Below are 18,073 nucleotides of genomic sequence, written 5' to 3' on the forward strand. Positions count from 1 at the left end.
CCTGGCCGACAGGGATCGTTGGCATTGTGAGGGGGATTGCTAAATGAATCGAGTGAGAAAGCTCTCGCGGCAGATTTCCGTGGTGGCGCTGGCGTTGATCTCGGTGACGGCACTGTTGCTGGCCACCGGGTTGCTTGTCTATGTGGACGACAACGGTGGGCTGCCGAGTGTGATCGTACGGGACGGCGACGTTCCCTTGGCGGATCCAGGCGGCGACGAGATGCCCGAAGAACCGGACGGGCAGGGCGTCAACTGGGGGGATTCCACCACCGTTGTGGTGACCGGTATGATCATTGTGGTGATTTTCGTGTTCGTCTGGTTCCTGGTGTTCCGGCCGCGGCCCGAGGGGGAGGAGACGCCGAAGGCGGCGTCGGGAGAGCCGCCGGTGGAACCGCCGGTCTATCTGTAGGTGTGTCCACGGCCAACGGCGTCCTATTCAATTATCGACAGATTGCGGACATGACTTTAAATGGAGGGCGCTGGCAAAGCGCCCTTTGTTTTACCCGCAGGCGATGCCTGTCCGCGACCTTTGGAGGAAGCCATGGCTGAGTTCGAGACGAGAAAACCAAAAGAGGCCAAGAAGATAAAAAAATCTGGTTCAAGCGGGAAACGGCGTTTGCGCCTGGGCGCGCGCACCGTTGTTTCGTATGCCCTGATTGCCGCGGGTTTGGCGCTGATCCTGTTCGCAGGTCTCTATGCGCTGGTGGACTACCCGTGGCAGATTCTGTTTTACAAACCGGAGACCTTCAAAACGGACACGCTCCCGGACCCGGAGCCGCCCGTGCTGGACGGAGCGGTAGTGACGTATAATCCGGCCGCCGTTGCGGCGACGCCCGCGCCTCCGCTCGTGCGGGCGCCCAACGGCGCACAGGAGGATCTACCGGGCGCCGACCTGCCGGAGAGCCCGACGCCGAGTCGCGGGCCGGCGGTTGTCTGCCAGGTGATTGGCGCGGTCAAGATCCCAAAACTCGGCCTCTCCGTCAACCTCATGGACGACGTAACGCAGACGCATCTGCGGTTGGGGGCCGGGTTTGTGCGCGGCACCGCGCTGCCGGGGCGCCCGGGCAACTGTTCCGTCGCGGGACACCGCGTGACGGCTCGGATGCACCCGTTTCGCTATCTGGACAAAATGGTTGCGGGAGATTACGTGTTTGTTAAATATGAGGAACACACGTACGTTTACGAGACGACGGAGACATTTGTGGTCTCCAACCAGGAGCGCTGGGTCATGGATCCGGTGCCGTCCGAGACATACCTGCTGACGCTCATCACGTGCCACCCGGTGGGCAGTGCGCGGCAGCGGTTGATTCTCCGTGCCCGCCTCATCGAAATCGACGGGATGACGCCGGAGGCGTTTTACACGCCCGAGACACAGGCGATCTTGGAGACACCCGAGACAGACGTCCCGGCAGATCCGAACGCGCCGCCGGCTCCAGACGCGCCGCCGGGCCCGAACACATCGGTTGACCCAAGCGCGCCGCCGGACCCGAACGCATCGGTTGACCCAAGTGCGCCGGCGGACCCGAACGCGTCGGTCGATCCAAACGCGCCGCCGGTGTCGGACACGCCGGCTGTCGATTTGCCTTCGGACCGCGGCGGCGTCCCGCAGACCGGCGCAACCCCGGGAGCCGGCCCGCCGGAAACGCCGGAGGGTCCTCCGGAGACCGCCGCGTCGCCGCCCGGCGGAGACGCTTTGTCAGCCGGCGCATTCGAGTGACGAGCCATTGCCAAAGCCGCTGGACTGTGGTAGACTGTTACGGAATGGGAGACGGCGCGTCCGTCGCCTGGGTGTCTCTCACAACGCAGCGTAACTCCATGTGCAAAAGTTGTGAGAAGCATCCACTTGAATGTACTGAGGAGAAGATGCATGTTACAAATCGTCGAGTGGTCTTTTATCGAATCGTTTGTCCTGGAAGTTTTCTGCCGGTACGGGGTGCCGGAGGCGGACGCGCGCATCTGTACGGACGTGCTGCTCGAAGCGGAGCGACGCGGCATTGAATCACATGGGCTGAACCGTTTCAAACCGATCTATCTCGAACGGCTGAAGGCCGGGGTCCAAAAGCCGGTCACAGAGCTGGAGGTGGTGCGGGAGACTCCCACCACGGCGGTGGTGGACGGTCACGATGGAATGGGTCAGGTCGTGGCGCACCGGTCTATGACGATGGCCATTGAAAAGGCCCAAAAACTTGGCCTCGGTATGGTAGCTGTGCGCCACTCTACCCACTTCGGCATCGCTGGATACTACGCCTCCATGGCCGCGAAGGCCGGTTGCATTGGCATCACGGGGACGAACGCCAGGCCCTCCATCGCGCCGACATTCGGCGTGGAGAACATGCTGGGGACAAATCCCCTGACATTTGGAATGCCCACGGATGAGGCGTTCCCATTTATGTTGGACTGCGCCACATCCATCACGCAGCGCGGCCAGATCGAACAGTTCGAGCGGTTGGGAGAGGAGACGCCGGCCGGCATGGTCATCACGCGGGACGGCTCGACAATGACGGACTCGACGGCCATCCTGAAAGCGCTGACCGAGGGCAAGGCGGCCCTGACGCCGCTCGGCGGCGTGGGCGGTGAGCACGCCGGGTTCAAAGGATACGGGTATGCCACGGTAGTGGAGATCCTGTCGGCGGCGTTGCAGAGCGGACGCTATCTCACGCTGCTGAACGGCTATGAAAACGGGCGGCGGATCTCCTATGGGCTGGGGCATTTTTTCATCGCCATCGACACGGAGGCGTTTATGGGGCGCGCCGCCTTCGAGAAGACCACCGGAGATATACTGCGCGCGCTGCGGGCCTCTCAAAAGGCGCCGGGGCACGACCACATCTACACAGCCGGCGAGAAGGAATATCTTATTTGGCAGGAGAGAAAGGACACGGGGCTTCCCGTCAACGAGGCAGTGCAGCGGGAACTCATTGCCGTGCGCGACGAACTGGAGCTTTTCCAGTACCGCTTCCCGCTTGAGACGGTGTAACGTGCGGTTACAAGCGGCGCGTGTCTCACCAAGATAGGTATATAAATTTGCGATCGATGGGTGCGTAAATGACAAGATAGGTGGAACATTGACCATGGAGGACATTCGGGAAAAAGCGATGGCCTGTCACCGCGCGTGGGCGGGCAAGTTGGAGATCGCTCCCCGCGCGGCGGTGGATACCCGCGCGGCGCTGTCCCTGGCGTATACGCCGGGGGTGGCGGAACCTTGTCTGGCGATCCGGGACGACGCCGCGCTGAGTTTCACACTGACTCGCCGGTGGAATCTGGTGGCCGTTGTCACGGATGGGACGGCGGTGCTCGGTTTGGGAGACATCGGCCCGGAGGCCGGGATGCCGGTCATGGAGGGGAAGTGCGTTCTCTTTAAAGCCTTCGGCGGTATAGACGCCTTCCCGTTGTGTATCCGCTCCCGCGACGTGGACACCATTGTCGACACGGTGGCGCTGTTGGCCGGTTCCTTCGGCGGGATCAACCTGGAGGACATCTCGGCGCCGCGTTGTTTTGCCATTGAGCGAAAACTGAAAGAGAGGCTCGATATCCCCGTTTTCCATGACGATCAGCACGGCACGGCGGTGGTCACGGCGGCCGCGCTGCTGGGCGCCATGCGGCTGCTCAAGCGGCGTCTCGCGGACCAGACGGTCGTCATCTGCGGCGTGGGCGCCGCGGGTGTGGCTGTGGCGCGGCTGCTGCTCCGGATGGGTGTGGGGGAGATCGTCCTGTGTGACCGGCAGGGTGCCGTCTACGAGGGCCGCGACGGGCTGAACGAGGAGAAGCAGGCGATGGCCCGGCTAACAAACCGGTCCCGTCGGGCGGGGTCTCTGGCCGACGCGCTGTGCGGCGCCGACGTATTCATCGGGGTGTCCGGGCCCGGTCTTGTCACAGCGGAGATGGTGCGCGCCATGAATCCGGCGCCGGTCGTCTTTGCTATGTCCAACCCGACGCCCGAGATCTGGCCGGAGGAGGCTTTGACGGCGGGGGCTTCGGTGATCGGTACGGGCCGTTCGGATTTTCCGAACCAGATCAACAATGTGCTGGCGTTCCCTGGCATCTTCCGGGGGGCGCTGGATGTGCGCGCCTCCGACATCAACGACGAGATGAAGTTGGCCGCCGCACGGGCCATTGCCGGACTCATCGACGACGGTGAGATTGCGGCCGACTGCATCATTCCCACCGCCTTCGACCCGAGAGTGGGACCCGCTGTGGCCGCCGCCGTGGCCGCCGCCGCCCGTGTCTCCGGAGTGGCGCGGAAGTAAATCCCGGCGCGCCGCCGGCCGCCAGCTGCGGCGAACTGAAAACAGGAGCGTAGTGTATGCCCGATTGTGATTTTTATCTGGTGAACCGCCGCGTTTTGAACGACCCGGAGGAATATGTCGAGACATGCGACCGACAGTTTGAGCGGCGTGTCAAGACGGCGGCGGGCCGCATTGCCGACCATCTGGGGGAGAGCCCCATTGTGTTGTTGTCCGGACCGTCCGGGTCCGGCAAGACGACGACCGCGAAGCTTTTGGAGCGAGATCTGCGCGAAAAGGGCGTGCTGACGCACGTCATCTCCCTCGACAATTATTACCGCACCGTGGAGCTCGCCACCCACCCCCGGGACGAGGAGGGCGGCGTGGATTTTGAGGCGCCCGAATGTCTGGACATTTCGCTGCTCACGCAGCATTTCTCCGACCTGGCCGAGGGGCGGGAGATTCTGGTACCCAAATTCGACTTTCCTAAACAGGTCCGGGATGAGAGCCGCGCGGTTCCGCTCCGGCTGGGGCCGCACGACGTGGCCATTTTTGAGGGCATCCACGCACTGAATCCGATGCTCTCCGGACCGATCGGCGCACAGGCGCAGAAGCTGTATGTCAGTGCCCGGTCCAATATCGTGCGGGACGGGCAGATCTACTTCAAGGGGACCTGGGTGCGCCTGATCCGCCGCCTGATCCGGGATGAGAAATTCAGAGGCGCGCAGTCCGCGTATACGATGTCGCTCTGGGCCAATGTGCGCCGCGGGGAGAAAAAATACATCTCTCCGTTCAAAGACGGCGCCGACATCGTGATCGATTCCTCTCTGCCTTACGAGGTCTGCGCGCTGAAACCCTTTGCGCTGCCGTTAACGGCGCAGGTGCCGGAGGGGTGCCAGCGGCGCGCGGAGCTGCTGGACATTCATCCGCGTCTGCGTCTTTTCGCCGAGCTCGACGCGCACCTGCTGGCGCACGATTCTCTGCTGCGCGAATTCATCGGCGGCGGGACGATCCAATATTGAAATATGACAAGGAGGCGAAACGCATGGACCCAAAGGTGAAGGAACTTCTGGACAGGATCCGGGAGACGGCCTCCACAGCGGGCGGGGTTGCCTACTACGGGCTGGACGTCGCCGGCAAGAAGGCCGGAGAGGTTTGGGATGTCACAAAGCTCAGATGGAAGCGGACTGACTTGAAGGCGGACGTGTACCGGCTCTACCGCGAAGTCGGTGAGATCGTCTATGCCGCGCACGCAGATCCCGACGCGTCCACGGACAAGCTGGATGGTCTCTTGGCGACGCTGGATGAGAAACATGGGACCATTGAGGATCTGACGCGGCAAATCGAGGAAAGGCGGCAGACTCGCGTCTGCCCCAATCGGGACTGCGCCGCCGCCGCCGCGCCTGGGGATGTCTTCTGCCGGCGCTGCGGGAGGTCGCTGCGCGCGGACAAGGAGGAGGTCTGATGGTCCCGCGGGACTGCGAGGACGCTCTGCTTTTTCTGCGCGCGCGGTTGTGCGGATTTACGCCCGAGGTGTTGCTGATTTTGGGTTCCGGTCTCGGGTCCTTGGCCGACGAGCTCGCGGCGCCGATTGACGATGTGACAAGCGCAGCGTGTGCGGCCGACAGTGGGAAATCGAGGGGATCTGACGGCGGGGGACGGCCGGTGTTCGTACCCTACGGGGAGATCCCGGGGTGGCCGGCGTCTACGGCTCCCGGTCACGCGGGGCGCCTGGTGTTCGGTCTGCTGGCCGGCCGCCGCGTGATGGTCATGCAGGGGCGGTTGCACCATTACGAGGGCCATGAGATGGCTGTGATCGCCCGGCCGGTCTATTTGGCCGCCGCTCTGGGTGCGCGCGTGTTGTGTGTCACCAATGCGGCGGGCGCCGTCAACGCCGGGTGGGCGAAGGGCGACATCATGCTCATCTCGGACCACATCCGGCTCTTCGGCGACAGTCCGCTGCGCGGGGAGAATCCTCCGTCGCTGGCGCGTTTTCCGGATATGTCCGACGTCTACACGCCGTCACTGCGGGCCGTGGCTCGCGAGGCTGCGCGCACACTGGGGCTGACGCTGCGCGAGGGTGTGTACATGTTTTTCCCGGGTCCCCAGTACGAGACGCCGGCCGAAATCCGGGCCGCGCGGGCGCTGGGCGCGGACGCCGTCGGCATGTCGACCGTGCCGGAGGTCATCGCCGCGCGCCACGCTGGTCTTTCGGTGCTCGGTCTCTCACTGCTCTCGAACATGGCCGCCGGTCTCCAAACTGCTCCGCTGGATGGCGCCGAGGTCCTGCAGGCCGGAGAGGAGAGAGGGGCGGTCTTTTCCGCACTCGTGCGGCGCTGTCTCGAGAGACTGCCTGAGGCGCCGCCCTGCGTCGCCCTGTAGAAACCGGATCAAATAAAAATGCGGGCGCGCCAACATAGCGCGCCCATTTTTCTGTGCTTCCGGCGACTGCTTCGCAGTGTTACTAGAGAGGCCCGGGGGTCTCAGTCCGCGTTTTCGCCGATGCCCTGGATCTTCCGGTGAAATTCCGGATCCTCACACACGACGAGGATGGGTTTTGTGAAGTCCAACGCGTACATACCGATGTAACTTCTGGCGTCGATGACCCGGCTGCTGTCCAGTGAGTGGAGCGCCACGTCGTGACTTGTCTCCAGCGCGAGGCGCTGAATCTCCTGCAATTCGTTGATGTAGCGAATGAATTTCTTTGAAACCATTTGGATCCCTCCTGTTTCGTTGTCAGTAGATAGTATATCACGGTCTTTGGAAAAAAGAAAGAAAAATCCTGTCACCCTTTTCCCGCCCGCTTTTCCCGACGGCTTTTCCCCACCGCATCCCGTAGAATACCAAGTATCACCAATTGATGCGAGGGGGGTTCCTATGCACAGGGGAGGACTGCGGGTGTGGGCCAAACAGAGCGGAATAAACCAGATGCGGCTGCTGACCCGACCGGGGATCTATCCGGGGCTGCGCCGCGCCGCGCAATTGCTGCTCCGGTTTGTGATGGGGTATCTGTTGGCCAGAGCGGAGATATTCTCCGGGCGCGCGCCGTTCGGCGTCGGATTTGTGGCGGCCGGCGGCGTGAGTACGACGGGTTTTTTCGGTTTTGTAGGCGCGCTGTGCGGCTACGCCGGCATGCCGGATCTCTCAGACGGTCTCCAATATGCGGCCGCCGCCATTCTGGTCTTCGCCGCCGGTTTTGTTTTTCAGGATGTCGGTGCGGCGCGAGGGCCGATGTTCATGCCGCTGGTCACGGCGGCGACCGGGGGCTTTGTGGGCGTCGTCTTCGTGGCGGCCGACGGCTTTCCGCTCACGGGCGTGCTGCTCTATATCTCCGAAGTCGCTCTGATGACGGGCGCCGCCTATTTTTTCCGCGCCGTCTTGAAGCCTGCCTCGGCCGACGGCGCGGCGGAAAGTCCGCCGCTCGGTGTGCGCCGACTGGTCAGTTTGCTCATCCTCATCTCCTGCCTGTTTCTGTCACTGTCGCGGCTCGTACTTTTCGGCGGTCTGTCGCCGGCACGCTGTGCCGCCATGCTGCTCGTGCTGCTGCTGTCGCGTCGCGGCGGGGTGGGCGCGGGCAGCGCCTCCGGGCTGTCCGTCGGGCTCGCGCTGGATCTTTCCGCCGGCGCGCCCTTTTATGCCGCGGCCTACGGTCTCACGGGCCTGATCGCCGGTGTCTTTCAGGGGGCGGGCAAGCCGGTCTGCGCCGGCCTTGGTGTGCTGGTCACGGCCATCACGGCGCAGTGGGCACAGGAGGAGTCCATGCGCCTGTTTGTGGTGTGCGAAGCTGTGGTGGCCGCCGCAGCCTTTTTGCTGATCCCGGACGACGCCCTGCCGTTTTTGCGCTTTGGCGCGCCGCGGCGGGCGGCTGGGGCGGAGGAGGGGCACCTGCGCGATGCCGTGCGGCAGCGTCTGCGCGGCGCGGCAGCCTCTTTTCGGTCGCTCTATGAGGCGCTGACGGGATATTTTGCGCAGACCGGGCACAGCAACGACGAGGACATCGCCACGGTCTTCGACAGAACGACCGATCGCGTCTGCCGAAAGTGCGCGCTGGCGGCCGTGTGTTGGGACGAGGAGTCCCTTGCGACCTTCCACGCACTCAGCGACACGGCGGCGGCCATGTTGGCGCGCGGCGCGCTGGAGCCGTCGGACTTCCCAACATATTTTTCCGCCCGTTGTCTCAACTTTGCTCGGTTCGTCAGCGTGGGCAATGAGGAACTGACGGCCCTCATGTACCGGCGGCAGTTTAAGGCCAAACTCCGGGAGAACCGCACTCAGCTTTGCCGCCAGTATGCCGAATTGGCGCAGGTCCTGCAATGGATGGCCGAGGAGGTGACGACCGCGCCGGTCTACGACTGTGAAGCGGAAAAACGTCTCGCGCGCTATCTGCGGTCGGCGGGGACGGAGGGGCGCGTGACAGTGTCCCTCGACGTCGCGCGCCGCACGCGGGTGGAGATCGTCGGGGAGAACCTGTCGGTGCTCTCGGAGAGCCGCCGGGAGACCGTACAGACGTTCTCGACACTGTTGGGTGTGCCTTTGGGGCCGCTGGAGCAGGAGCGGGGCGTTTTCGGCGAGCGTATTGTCCTCATGGAGCTGGAGCCTCTGACGGTCGTCGTCGGCACGGCGGCCCGCCAAAAGGAGGGACAGACCGTGAGCGGTGACAGCGGCGCCCACTTCAAGACGGACGACGGGATCTTCTACCTGCTGCTCTCGGACGGCATGGGCAGCGGACAGGCGGCCTCAGTGGATTCGAGGCAGGCGGTGCGGCTCCTCGAACGCTTTCTGCGGGCCGGCATCCCGCCGGAGAATGCGTTAGACACGCTCAACTCGGCGCTGGTACTCCGGGGCGAACAGCGGATCGGATTTGTGACTGTGGACCTGGTGGCGCTGAACCTCTTGAGCGGGGAAGTCGCGTTTTACAAATACGGCGCGGCTCCCTCTTATCTCAAGTGCGGACGGAAGATCACCCGCGTCGTGAACGGCGCGCTGCCCGTGGGGCTCTCGGCGGGCGGGTCGGTCCCGGCGTTGGATGTCACACGCCTGCGGGTCGGTCCCGGCGCGGTGCTTCTGCTGGCCAGCGACGGCGTGGCCGATCCGGAGGCGGACGAGTGGCTGCGCCGGCTTCTGGCCGGTCACGGCGACGGCAGCCCGCGCGAATTGGCCGGGCAGGTGCTGGAGGCCGGCGCGCGGGAGCGGGGCCGGGCGGACGACATGACGGTGATGGTCCTGCGTGTGGAGCGCCGGCGCGGCAAAAGTTGATCTTTGCTAGAAGAGGGAGTATAATCATGATAATCGCGTCATGATAACCGCGCCCGGCCGCGCGTCCCCGGAGCAATCCAGGAAAATTTTACCGTTTTGGGTGGTGTGTGGGCTTGGTCATCGGCCAGTATATTGACAGCTTTCTCCCTGCGATCGACGGCGTCATCCATGTGGTCCGCAATTACGCACAGATCTTGAACGAGACGGGTGACACCTGCTATGTGGTGGCGCCGGCCACGCCGGGGTATGTGGACAGGGAGCCTTTCGAGGTCATTCGGTTCCGATCCGTCCGGGTGACGCGGACCCGCCGGCTGTACCGGGCCGGCGTGCCTTCGCTGGACATTCGCTACCGGCAGCAAAGCAAAGGGCTCCGGCCCGACATCGTGCACGCCCACACCCCCTTCGGCTGCGGGCTGGATGCGTTGCGCATCGCGGGGGAGATGAACATCCCGCTGGTCGCCACATTTCACTCCAAGTACTACGACGACTTTCGCCAAGTGACGGGGAGTGACTCTTTGGCGAGGCTCGGCGTTCGGTATGTCGTCTGGTTTCTGCGCCGGGTGGATTATGTTTGGACGGTCAATGATGTCACGGTGGAGACGCTCCGCGCGTATGGCTACCGAGGGCCTGTCGAGGTGATGCCAAACGGCGTGGACGCTTTCAAGCCGCCGGATGCGGAGATGCTGATCCGCCGGACCCGGCGGGACTTCCGTCTGGATGCCGGGGCCACCTTCCTCTTTGTGGGGCAGCTTATCCGGCAGAAGAACGTATACCTCATTGTCGAGGCGCTGGCGCTGTTGAAGCAGGTGTACGGTGATTTTCGAATGGTGTTTGTGGGCGAGGGCAACGCACGGGCGGCGCTGGAGACGCTGTGTCGAGAGCTGGGTCTCTCGGAGCGTGTGACCTTCACGGGGAATATCTATGACAGAGAAGCGCTGCGGGGCCTGTATCTCGCTGCGGATCTCTTTCTGTTTCCCTCCCTGTATGACACCGCCGCGCTGGTCGTGCGCGAGAGCGCCGCCATGGAGACGCCCTCGCTGCTCATCGAGGGCAGTCATTCGGCGCAGGGGGTGACGGACGGAGACAACGGCTATCTGTGCCAGGAGTCGGCCACGTCGCTGTGCGAAAAGATTTTGGAAATCCTCGCCGACCGAGCGGCGCTGGCCCGGGTGTCCCGGCGCGCCCTAGAGACCCTGCCCGAGAGCTGGAAGGACATCGTCGGCCGGGTGCGCGAGAGATATACCGATATCATCGAGTGTCGCCGGGACCGCCCCAAACAGGCGTCCGATCGGGGCGCAATCGGGCGCCTGTAGGGCGACGTTTTGCCGCACACCCAATGTACCGACATAATATAGAAAACATTGGAAATCTTAGGGGCGGCCGCGCGAGGAGGTTTTGAGGGGGCGCATGGAACTGATCACAAGCCGATTGTCGCTACAGCCGTTGTCACAGAGGCGCATGGCCGACGCTCTCCGCACGGGGGACCCGTGCGTGTGTCTTGGTCTGCCCGCCGACAAGCTGACGTGGGAACAGAAACAGATGTACCGCCGGGTCTACATGGCCAAGCTGCAGATCGGTCTGCGGGCGCCGGATGCGTGGCTGTTGTGCACATCCTGGCAGATGGTTTGCCGCCGGACGGGTGAACTGGTGGGGGAAGCCGGGTTCAAAGGCCCCCCGAAGTGGGGGGAGCTTGAGATTGGATACAGCACCCGCGCCGCCCATCGCAACCGGGGCTATATGACGGAGGCGGTGCAGGCGTTGTGCCGGTATGCGTTCCAGCAGACGGTCCGTCGGGTGGAGTATGTCGTGGCCACCACGCGGCCGGACAACGCGCCGTCGCACCGCGTGCTAATCAAAAACGGTTTTCGGCGAGCGGGGGAACGAAACGGTCTGTTTCTCTGGAAATTGCCGGGTCCGAATGCCCCGGAGGTGGTCTGACGCGCCCAGTTGACAAACCTCTCCGACTGGTTCATAATGTAGAACTGCAAGGGAGGGGACGGGTTTGGATACCTTGTTTGCCCATGTGACGGCCGTGACGATGGATCCGGAGATCCCGCTGCTGTCCGATGCCTATGTGGGCGTCGCTGACGGGCGGATTGTTTATGTCGGCTCCGCGCGGCCGGAGGGTTCGGCCGCGCGGACTGTGGATGGGCGCAGACATGTTCTTATGCCCGGTCTGGTAAACGCCCACACGCACCTGCCGATGACGCTGCTGCGCGGCTATGCCGACGATTACGACTTGCAGACATGGCTTTTCGAGCATATCTTCCCCGCCGAGGCGCGGATGGACGGCCGCGCCGTGCGGACCGGCACACTGCTGGCTGTCGCGGAGGCCGTTTCCTTTGGCACGGTGTCCGTCTCCGATATGTACGACCACTGCGGCGACATCGCCGTCTGTGTTGCCGAGACGGGCCTCAAGGCGAATCTGTCGCGCGGAGTTCTCTGTCTCGACGAATCCTTCGACCGGCGCACCCATGCCGGCTATGCCGAGACCGTAGCGCTCTGCGACGAGTGGCACGGGTATGACGACGGCCGCATTCGGGTGGACGCGGCCATCCACGCCGAATACACTTCAAACCCGGCGCTGTGGGAGGCTGTCGCGTCTCTGGCCCGAGCGCGGGGGTTGCGCCTGCAGGTGCATCTCTCAGAGACCCGGCGCGAACACGAGCGCTGTTTGGCCGAGAGCGGCCTGACGCCGGCCAGCCGGCTGGCGCGCGCCGGCGTCTTCTCCGTACCGGTGACGGCGGCTCACGCCGTGTGGCTCTCGGAGGAGGACATGGATCTCTTGGCCGGCCACGGCGCCGTCGTGGTTCATTGCCCGGTGAGCAACTGCAAGCTGGCCTCTGGCGCGGCGCCTCTTGCGGCATGGCATCGGCACGGGCTGACCGCGGCCCTCGGCACCGACGGTACCGCCTCCAACAATACGTTGGATCTCTTTGAAGAGATCAAATTTTCCGCCCTGCTTGCCAAATGTCTGTCGGGCTCCCCGGCCGTACCGCGGGCCGGGGAGGCGCTTGGCTTGGCTGTCGGCGGCGGCGCGTGCGCGCAGGGGCGGACGGAGGAGACCGGGCGCATCGCCGTGGGGTTCGACGCCGATCTCATTTTGCTGGATTTCGACCGGCCGCACCTGACGCCCTGTTACGACGTCGTCAGCCAGCTCGTGTACGCCGCGCGCGGCGGCGATGTGGTGCTGACGATGGTGCGCGGGCGTGTGCTGTACGACCACGGCGTGTTCCCCACCATCGACATGGAGCGGGTTCTCCATGAGCTGCGGGACTATGCGCTGCCCCGCGTCGCCGGGGACAGGCAGTTCCCGATTCACCTTGGGTGTCTCTGACAACGGCCGAGAAAATCTCTCGGCGCCCAAAATAGGGATGGCGTTCCGCCGCCCGCAGAGGCGTCCATCTGTCTGGATGTGTTGACATGCCCGCATCGAAAAAACAAAATTTCTTGCATGGTGCACTGATCCTGTCGGCCGCGACGGCGCTCGTCAAGATCATCGGCGCCGTCTTCAAGATCCCGTTGCAGAATTTGATAGGCCCGATCGGGTATTCCTATTTCGACATCGCTTACTCGATCTACTCCACGCTCTTTGTCATTTCCAGCGCCGGACTGCCGGTGGCGATCTCCAAGATGGTCTCCGAAGCCGGCGCCCGGCGCCGCTTCATCGAGACGCGGCATATCTTCCGCCTGGCGCTGGGCGCTTTTGTTTGCATCGGCGCCGTCGGATCTCTCGTGTTGTTCTTCGGCGCGCGCGTGCTGGCCGGTTGGATGGGCAATCCGGACGCCTATCAGGCCATCATGGCCATTGCGCCCTCGGTGTTATTTGTGTCCGTCATGTCCGCCTTCCGGGGTTACCACCAAGGGCAGGGCAATATGTACCCGACGGCCATTTCCCAGGTTATCGAGGCCTCCTGCAAGCTCGGGGTGGGCTATCTGCTGGCCGCGTGGGTGTACAGCTCCGATCTTGGCTTGGAACAGGCCGCCGCCGCCGCGATCAGTGGGGTGACGGTGGGATCCGTCATGGGCGCGCTGTACATGATGCTGGCTCGGCGGCGGCGCTTGGAACTTATACCGACCGGCGCCGATCCCGCTACCCGGTCCCGCCGGGCGCTGCTGCGGGAGATCCTCCGGCTCTCGGTGCCGGTTACGATCAGCGCATCGGTGCTCAGTCTCACAAATCTCATCGACAAAGGGCTTGTCATGAACCGGCTGTTCACCGCCGGCTATGCGCTTCCGGCGGCGAAGAAAGTCGTCGGCGCCTACAGCTTTGCCCAGACGCTGTTCAACCTGCCCTCGGCGTTTATCCTCACGATCTCCGTCAGTATCATCCCTGCGCTGACGGTGGCGCTCACCCATCGGGATGATAAGATGGCCGACGGCACGATCCGCTCGGCGCTGCGGATCACGTCGCTGCTCGCCATGCCGGCCGCCGCCGGACTCTCCTCGCTGGCTCTGCCTATTTTGACGCTGCTGTCCATGCACCAACCGGAGACAGTCGAGATCGCGGCGCCGTTGCTCGTTACGCTGGGCTTTGCCGTGGTCTTTGTCTGTCTCGTATCGCTGACAAACGCCATTTTGCAGGCGATGGGCCTTGTAAATGTTCCCATTGTTACGATGTTCGCGGGCGGTTGCGTCAAGCTCGTCGCCAACTATTTCCTCGTCGGCAATCCCGCTGTCAACATCGCCGGCGCGCCGGTGGGTACGGTGCTGTGTTACGCCGTCATCTCGCTGCTGAATCTCGGCGTCATTGTGCGTGTGCGCGGCGGCGTCCGCTTCTGGGGCGTCTTTGTGAGGCCTCTGCTCGCCGCCGCCGGCATGGGCGCGTTTGCCCATCTGTTCTACCGATTTGTGACGGATGTGGCCGGGTGCGGCGTCCCTCTGGGCGGGGTGATTTCGATGGCTGCGGCTGTTGTCGTGTATGGGGCGCTGGTTCTGCTGTTGCGCGCCGTGCCCCGAGAAGATATCCTGCTGCTGCCCCGCGGAGAGAAATTGGTAAAAATTATGAAATTGTAATTTTCCGTGTTACACTTCGGAAAAAATCGCATTTTTATGAAAAAATACTTGCAGAAAGGAGCGTACTATGGTAGATTCTGTGTATGAGCCTCCGTACGATTTTTCCAAACTTCTGTCCATCATGGCGCTGCTCCGTTCGGAGCGGGGCTGCCCATGGGACAGGGAACAGACGCATGCGTCCATCCGCCAGAATCTTCTGGAAGAGGCCTACGAGGTCTGCGAGGCCATCGACCTGGGCGACAAGGCGCTCCTGTGCGAGGAGTTGGGCGACGTTCTGTTACAAGTGGTCTTCCATGCGCGGATGGAGGAGGAGGCGGGCGGCTTTTCGATCGACGCCGTGATTGACGGTCTTTGTCGCAAACTGATTTTGCGCCATCCCCATGTGTTTGGTTCGGCCCGCGTGGAGGGCTCCGACGAGGTGCTGACGCGCTGGGAGGAGATCAAACAGCACTCCAAGGGGCATACGACGGGGCACGAGGCGATGTGCGCGGTGGCGCGCAGTCTGCCTGCCCTGATGAGGGCGGAAAAAATTCAGAAAAAGGCGCGCAAAACAGGTTTTGACTGGCCGGACGTCGAAGGTGCTTGGGACAAGCTTTTGGAGGAATGTTCCGAGCTCAGGGCTGCGGTGGAGGAAAGGGGAAATGCGGAAGAGGAGCTGGGCGATTTACTGTTTGCCGCAGTGAATGTGGCGCGATTCTTGCACATCGATCCCGAACGGGCTCTGGAGCGAGCCTGTGACAAATTCACGGATCGCTTTGGGTATGTAGAGAGCAGGGCGCTCTCATCCGGCCGGCGACTGGAGGAGATGGCGCTGGCCGAAATGGACGCACTCTGGGACGAGGGAAAGCGGCTTGAAAGGGCGGAGAAGACAGTTTCGACCGACCTTTCATTTCACAAAGATGCATAAGGAGGAATTCGTTATGAACAAAGCAGATCTGATCAATGTGGTTTCTGAGAGCGCTGGCCTGACAAAGAAGGATGCGGAAAAAGCGATTAACAGCATCTTCGAGGCCATCAGCGACGCCCTGGTGGCGGACGACAAGGTGCAGCTCGTCGGGTTTGGCGCGTTTGAGGTCAAGTCCCGTGCCCCGCGCATGGGCCGAAATCCCAAAACAAAGGAGAGCATCCAGATTCCCGCTTCCAAATCCCCCGTCTTCAAGGCGGGCAAAGCGCTCAAGGACGCCGTCGCGCAATAACCGGCGACCTTCCCTTGCCCTCCCTGAGGGCGGGTGTTTGTATAAAAACCACATCCGGCCTGCCCGTTAGGGCGGGCCGGATGTCGATGAAAGAGCCGTTCCACGCCATCCGGTGCTGGAGGCGTTGAGGTTTGTGTATGCGTTTGGATAAATATTTAAAAGTCTCCCGACTCATCAAGCGGCGCACCGTGGCGAGCGAGGCCTGCGGGAACGAGCGTGTCCAGGTGAACGGCCGCGCGGCCAAGGCCGCTTATGACGTCAAGGTGGGTGACATCATTGAGATCCGCTTTGGTCAGCGAATGTTGACCGTGGAGGTGCTCTCCCTCCAGGAGCACGTCGCCCGCGCCGAGGCGCCGGCCATGTACAGAGAAATTGTGGAGGCGTCTTCGACGACCGAGCGGCTTTAAACAATCGCTCAGGCGGTTCTTTTTGCGGCGGCGGCGGCATAAGCTGGTACCGCGCGGCTTCGGGACCGGCGCTATCTGGGGCGAGGGGGACGCAGGCATGTACGACGACAAGGAAAAAGGCACGGCAACAATGCCGCACCATGTCATTTTAGAGGGCCGGCATCGTCTGTCCATCACGGGCGTGGAAGACGTCGACAGCTTCGACGAGACGGCGGTGGTGCTGTATACGTCGAAGGGTCTTCTGACGGTGCGGGGGAGTGGCCTGCGCGTGGACCGTCTTACGATCGAGGGTGGCGAGTTGAACATCGAGGGGCTTGTGGATGCGCTGGAGTATCAGGCGGAACCGCCCGCCAGCGGCGGTTTCTGGTCGCGTCTGTTCCACTGACGCATGGAGCTGTCTGTCTCCGCGCAGCTGGTTCAATTCTTTTTCTCCTTGGCCCTGGGGCTGCCGCTCGGCCTGTTGTACGATGTAATGTGGGTGCTGCGCCGGCGCGCCGGACGGTGTTTTTTGTCCGCCCTGTGTGATTTTTTGTTCCCGGCCGTCTGTTTCGCGGCGGCATTTTGGTTTGCGATGGTGGTATCCGGCGGGCAGGTCCGCTTTTACAATCTGGCCGGCATGGGCTTTGGCGGGGTGTTGTACGGGCTGCTTCTCAGCCCGTGTGTGCGCCGCGTGGGCGGCGTTTTGGCCGATGTGTTGCTATTTCTTCTGCGTGTGGCGCTGTGGCCGTTGCGGGGCGCGGCGGCGCTTGCAAAAATATTTTGTCGAAATGCAAAAATACTCTTCCTTTATCGGCAAAAAGGTGTTAAAATAAAGAATGACATTCGAAGCGCACGCCGGTATTGGCGGGGCCGAAGACATTTTGTTCGGAAGGGATCTCGTCGAGATGAAGAGAAAGAAAAAGGTGAGTTTTTTTCTCAAGGTTCTCGTGGTCGTTCTGGCCGTCTATTCGGCCGTCACGCTGGTGCATCTGCAGATCGAGCTCAACGCGCAGCGGGACCGTCGGGACGCACTCGCGGAGGAAAAGGACCGTCAGCTTCAGAAGAATGCGGCGCTCGCTTCCTTTTCCGAGTCTGAGCTGGACGATGAAGCTGTTACGCGCATTGCGCGGGAGGAGCTTGGTCTTGTGATGCCGGACGAAGTATTGATTGTGGACGTGGGCCGCTGACCCGGCATACACAAAGGAGGATTTGCGGGCGCATGGACGTGGAGATAGGGAGTATTGTGGAGGGGAAAGTCACCGGCATCACGAAATTCGGTGCTTTTGTGGCGTTGCCCATGGGGCGTAGCGGGATGGTGCACATCTCCGAGGTGGCCCATTCCTATGTGAGCGACATCCACGAGCATTTGACCGTCGGCCAGGAGGTCAAGGTGAAGATCATGGCCGTCGACAAAGAAGGGCGTATCAATCTCTCCATCAAGAAGGCTGCGCCCCCGCCAGTTGGGGTATCTAAAGCGCCGCGCGGCAATTTCGGCGCCCGACCTCGGCCTGAAAACCTCACGTTTGAGGACAAATTGCGCCAGTTCATGCAGGACTCGCAGACGAAGATGTCCGGCATGCGCCCCGTTGAGCGCCGCGCGCCGCGCCGCGACGGCCGCCACTGAAAATAACAAAGCGCCGCCAAATCTGATATTGGCGGCGTTGTTTTTGCGCCCTTTTTGCACACCGTTGTGCACAAGTAAGCGCCGTTGACAAATATATCTAATAATTGGAAAATCAAAGTTGGATTTTGGATATTTGGTGCGACCGGGCAAAATTTTAATTGACATTTGATCGGATTTTAGGATATAATTTGTTCGGTTTATTGGGCGATAGCAGAGAAAAAGGCAAGGAATTCGGAGAATCCGCCGCGGGGGAGCGAAGGGGAGCGGGTTGCCCGTTGGGGGCGAACGATGGGAGGGTTCGGGATGAGATTTTTAGAAAAGAACCGAGGTTCCATCTCCGTGTTGCTGTCCATCATTTTGCTGCCCACAATGACG

The 18,073-nt window shown here is 62.4% G+C and carries 18 protein-coding genes and 2 pseudogenes; 19 read left to right on the forward strand and 1 reads right to left on the reverse strand.

Going from position 1 to position 18,073, the window contains the following annotated elements:
• Positions 1 to 43 precede the first annotated feature (43 nt).
• From LBK75_08840 to LBK75_08870, 7 genes and pseudogenes are all read left to right on the forward strand, one after another.
• Entirely contained in the window at positions 44 to 409 is a 366-nt protein-coding gene (locus LBK75_08840; GenBank protein MDR1158388.1) for a hypothetical protein, read from the forward strand.
• Between the two features lie 132 nt (positions 410 to 541).
• Positions 542 to 1,324, forward strand: a pseudogene (locus LBK75_08845) (class D sortase).
• Between the two features lie 543 nt (positions 1,325 to 1,867).
• On the forward strand, positions 1,868 to 2,974 hold the full coding sequence (locus LBK75_08850) for an Ldh family oxidoreductase (GenBank protein ID MDR1158389.1): 1,107 nt from the start codon (positions 1,868 to 1,870) through the stop codon (positions 2,972 to 2,974).
• 94 nt (positions 2,975 to 3,068) lie between these two features.
• Positions 3,069 to 4,244, forward strand: a complete 1,176-nt coding sequence (locus LBK75_08855) for an NADP-dependent malic enzyme (protein ID MDR1158390.1) — start codon at positions 3,069 to 3,071, stop codon at positions 4,242 to 4,244.
• 56 nt (positions 4,245 to 4,300) lie between these two features.
• Positions 4,301 to 5,242: an adenylyl-sulfate kinase gene (locus tag LBK75_08860; protein MDR1158391.1), complete on the forward strand. Its 942-nt coding sequence runs from the start codon at positions 4,301 to 4,303 to the stop codon at positions 5,240 to 5,242.
• 23 nt (positions 5,243 to 5,265) lie between these two features.
• Entirely contained in the window at positions 5,266 to 5,685 is a 420-nt protein-coding gene (locus LBK75_08865) for a zinc ribbon domain-containing protein (protein MDR1158392.1), read from the forward strand.
• Positions 5,685 to 6,602, forward strand: a complete 918-nt coding sequence (locus tag LBK75_08870) for a purine-nucleoside phosphorylase (GenBank protein ID MDR1158393.1) — start codon at positions 5,685 to 5,687, stop codon at positions 6,600 to 6,602. Before LBK75_08865 ends, LBK75_08870 begins: the two co-directional genes overlap by 1 nt.
• A 101-nt stretch (positions 6,603 to 6,703) precedes the next feature.
• Here LBK75_08870 and LBK75_08875 read toward each other — a convergent pair whose 3' ends face one another.
• The gene (locus LBK75_08875; GenBank protein ID MDR1158394.1) at positions 6,704 to 6,934 is read right to left on the reverse strand and encodes a hypothetical protein; all 231 of its coding nucleotides are present in this window, start codon (positions 6,932 to 6,934) and stop codon (positions 6,704 to 6,706) included.
• Between the two features lie 163 nt (positions 6,935 to 7,097).
• On the opposite strand from LBK75_08875, the gene LBK75_08880 reads away from it, so the two are divergent.
• The 12 genes and pseudogenes from LBK75_08880 to LBK75_08935 all read left to right on the forward strand — a co-directional run bounded on the left by LBK75_08880 (position 7,098) and on the right by LBK75_08935 (position 17,698).
• A complete protein-coding gene (locus tag LBK75_08880) occupies positions 7,098 to 9,476 on the forward strand; it encodes a SpoIIE family protein phosphatase (protein MDR1158395.1) in 2,379 nt (792 codons plus the stop codon).
• Positions 9,477 to 9,589: 113 nt separating this feature from the next.
• Positions 9,590 to 10,789 (forward strand): glycosyltransferase, encoded by a 1,200-nt coding sequence (locus LBK75_08885; GenBank protein MDR1158396.1) that lies wholly within the window; start codon positions 9,590 to 9,592, stop codon positions 10,787 to 10,789.
• 94 nt (positions 10,790 to 10,883) lie between these two features.
• A complete protein-coding gene (locus LBK75_08890; GenBank protein ID MDR1158397.1) occupies positions 10,884 to 11,414 on the forward strand; it encodes a GNAT family N-acetyltransferase in 531 nt (176 codons plus the stop codon).
• Positions 11,415 to 11,478: 64 nt separating this feature from the next.
• Positions 11,479 to 12,813: an amidohydrolase gene (locus tag LBK75_08895; protein ID MDR1158398.1), complete on the forward strand. Its 1,335-nt coding sequence runs from the start codon at positions 11,479 to 11,481 to the stop codon at positions 12,811 to 12,813.
• 86 nt (positions 12,814 to 12,899) lie between these two features.
• Positions 12,900 to 14,492 (forward strand): polysaccharide biosynthesis protein, encoded by a 1,593-nt coding sequence (locus LBK75_08900; protein MDR1158399.1) that lies wholly within the window; start codon positions 12,900 to 12,902, stop codon positions 14,490 to 14,492.
• Positions 14,493 to 14,559: 67 nt separating this feature from the next.
• A complete protein-coding gene (gene mazG / locus LBK75_08905; protein ID MDR1158400.1) occupies positions 14,560 to 15,399 on the forward strand; it encodes a nucleoside triphosphate pyrophosphohydrolase in 840 nt (279 codons plus the stop codon).
• 13 nt (positions 15,400 to 15,412) lie between these two features.
• Positions 15,413 to 15,688 (forward strand): HU family DNA-binding protein, encoded by a 276-nt coding sequence (locus LBK75_08910; GenBank protein MDR1158401.1) that lies wholly within the window; start codon positions 15,413 to 15,415, stop codon positions 15,686 to 15,688.
• 137 nt (positions 15,689 to 15,825) lie between these two features.
• A complete protein-coding gene (locus LBK75_08915) occupies positions 15,826 to 16,095 on the forward strand; it encodes an RNA-binding S4 domain-containing protein (GenBank protein MDR1158402.1) in 270 nt (89 codons plus the stop codon).
• 97 nt (positions 16,096 to 16,192) lie between these two features.
• A complete protein-coding gene (locus LBK75_08920; GenBank protein MDR1158403.1) occupies positions 16,193 to 16,480 on the forward strand; it encodes a YabP/YqfC family sporulation protein in 288 nt (95 codons plus the stop codon).
• Positions 16,481 to 16,483: 3 nt separating this feature from the next.
• Positions 16,484 to 16,750 (forward strand): annotated as a pseudogene (locus LBK75_08925) (spore cortex biosynthesis protein YabQ).
• 229 nt (positions 16,751 to 16,979) lie between these two features.
• Positions 16,980 to 17,261 carry a septum formation initiator family protein gene (locus LBK75_08930; GenBank protein MDR1158404.1) on the forward strand — a complete coding sequence of 94 codons (282 nt, stop codon included), beginning with the start codon at positions 16,980 to 16,982 and terminating at the stop codon, positions 17,259 to 17,261.
• A gap of 32 nt (positions 17,262 to 17,293) precedes the next feature.
• Positions 17,294 to 17,698 carry a S1 RNA-binding domain-containing protein gene (locus LBK75_08935; GenBank protein MDR1158405.1) on the forward strand — a complete coding sequence of 135 codons (405 nt, stop codon included), beginning with the start codon at positions 17,294 to 17,296 and terminating at the stop codon, positions 17,696 to 17,698.
• Positions 17,699 to 18,073 lie beyond the last annotated feature (375 nt).

The sequence above is a fragment of the Oscillospiraceae bacterium genome (assembly GCA_031265355.1).
In the GTDB taxonomy this organism is placed as follows: Bacteria; Bacillota; Clostridia; order Oscillospirales; family UBA929; genus JAIRTA01.

What these genes read in the sequence shown, in the direction of transcription:
- LBK75_08890 (MDR1158397.1), top strand. Translation starts at nt 10,884, where the DNA reads ATGGAACTGATCACAAGCCGATTGTCGCTACAGCCGTTGTCACAGAGG.
- LBK75_08875 (MDR1158394.1), bottom strand. Translation starts at nt 6,934, where the DNA reads ATGGTTTCAAAGAAATTCATTCGCTACATCAACGAATTGCAGGAGATT.
- LBK75_08870 (MDR1158393.1), top strand. Translation starts at nt 5,685, where the DNA reads ATGGTCCCGCGGGACTGCGAGGACGCTCTGCTTTTTCTGCGCGCGCGG.
- LBK75_08865 (MDR1158392.1), top strand. Translation starts at nt 5,266, where the DNA reads ATGGACCCAAAGGTGAAGGAACTTCTGGACAGGATCCGGGAGACGGCC.
- LBK75_08855 (MDR1158390.1), top strand. Translation starts at nt 3,069, where the DNA reads ATGGAGGACATTCGGGAAAAAGCGATGGCCTGTCACCGCGCGTGGGCG.
- LBK75_08860 (MDR1158391.1), top strand. Translation starts at nt 4,301, where the DNA reads ATGCCCGATTGTGATTTTTATCTGGTGAACCGCCGCGTTTTGAACGAC.
- LBK75_08910 (MDR1158401.1), top strand. Translation starts at nt 15,413, where the DNA reads ATGAACAAAGCAGATCTGATCAATGTGGTTTCTGAGAGCGCTGGCCTG.
- LBK75_08850 (MDR1158389.1), top strand. Translation starts at nt 1,868, where the DNA reads ATGTTACAAATCGTCGAGTGGTCTTTTATCGAATCGTTTGTCCTGGAA.
- LBK75_08840 (MDR1158388.1), top strand. Translation starts at nt 44, where the DNA reads ATGAATCGAGTGAGAAAGCTCTCGCGGCAGATTTCCGTGGTGGCGCTG.
- mazG (MDR1158400.1), top strand. Translation starts at nt 14,560, where the DNA reads ATGGTAGATTCTGTGTATGAGCCTCCGTACGATTTTTCCAAACTTCTG.
- LBK75_08880 (MDR1158395.1), top strand. Translation starts at nt 7,098, where the DNA reads ATGCACAGGGGAGGACTGCGGGTGTGGGCCAAACAGAGCGGAATAAAC.
- LBK75_08930 (MDR1158404.1), top strand. Translation starts at nt 16,980, where the DNA reads ATGAAGAGAAAGAAAAAGGTGAGTTTTTTTCTCAAGGTTCTCGTGGTC.
- LBK75_08935 (MDR1158405.1), top strand. Translation starts at nt 17,294, where the DNA reads ATGGACGTGGAGATAGGGAGTATTGTGGAGGGGAAAGTCACCGGCATC.
- LBK75_08900 (MDR1158399.1), top strand. Translation starts at nt 12,900, where the DNA reads ATGCCCGCATCGAAAAAACAAAATTTCTTGCATGGTGCACTGATCCTG.
- LBK75_08920 (MDR1158403.1), top strand. Translation starts at nt 16,193, where the DNA reads ATGTACGACGACAAGGAAAAAGGCACGGCAACAATGCCGCACCATGTC.
- LBK75_08915 (MDR1158402.1), top strand. Translation starts at nt 15,826, where the DNA reads ATGCGTTTGGATAAATATTTAAAAGTCTCCCGACTCATCAAGCGGCGC.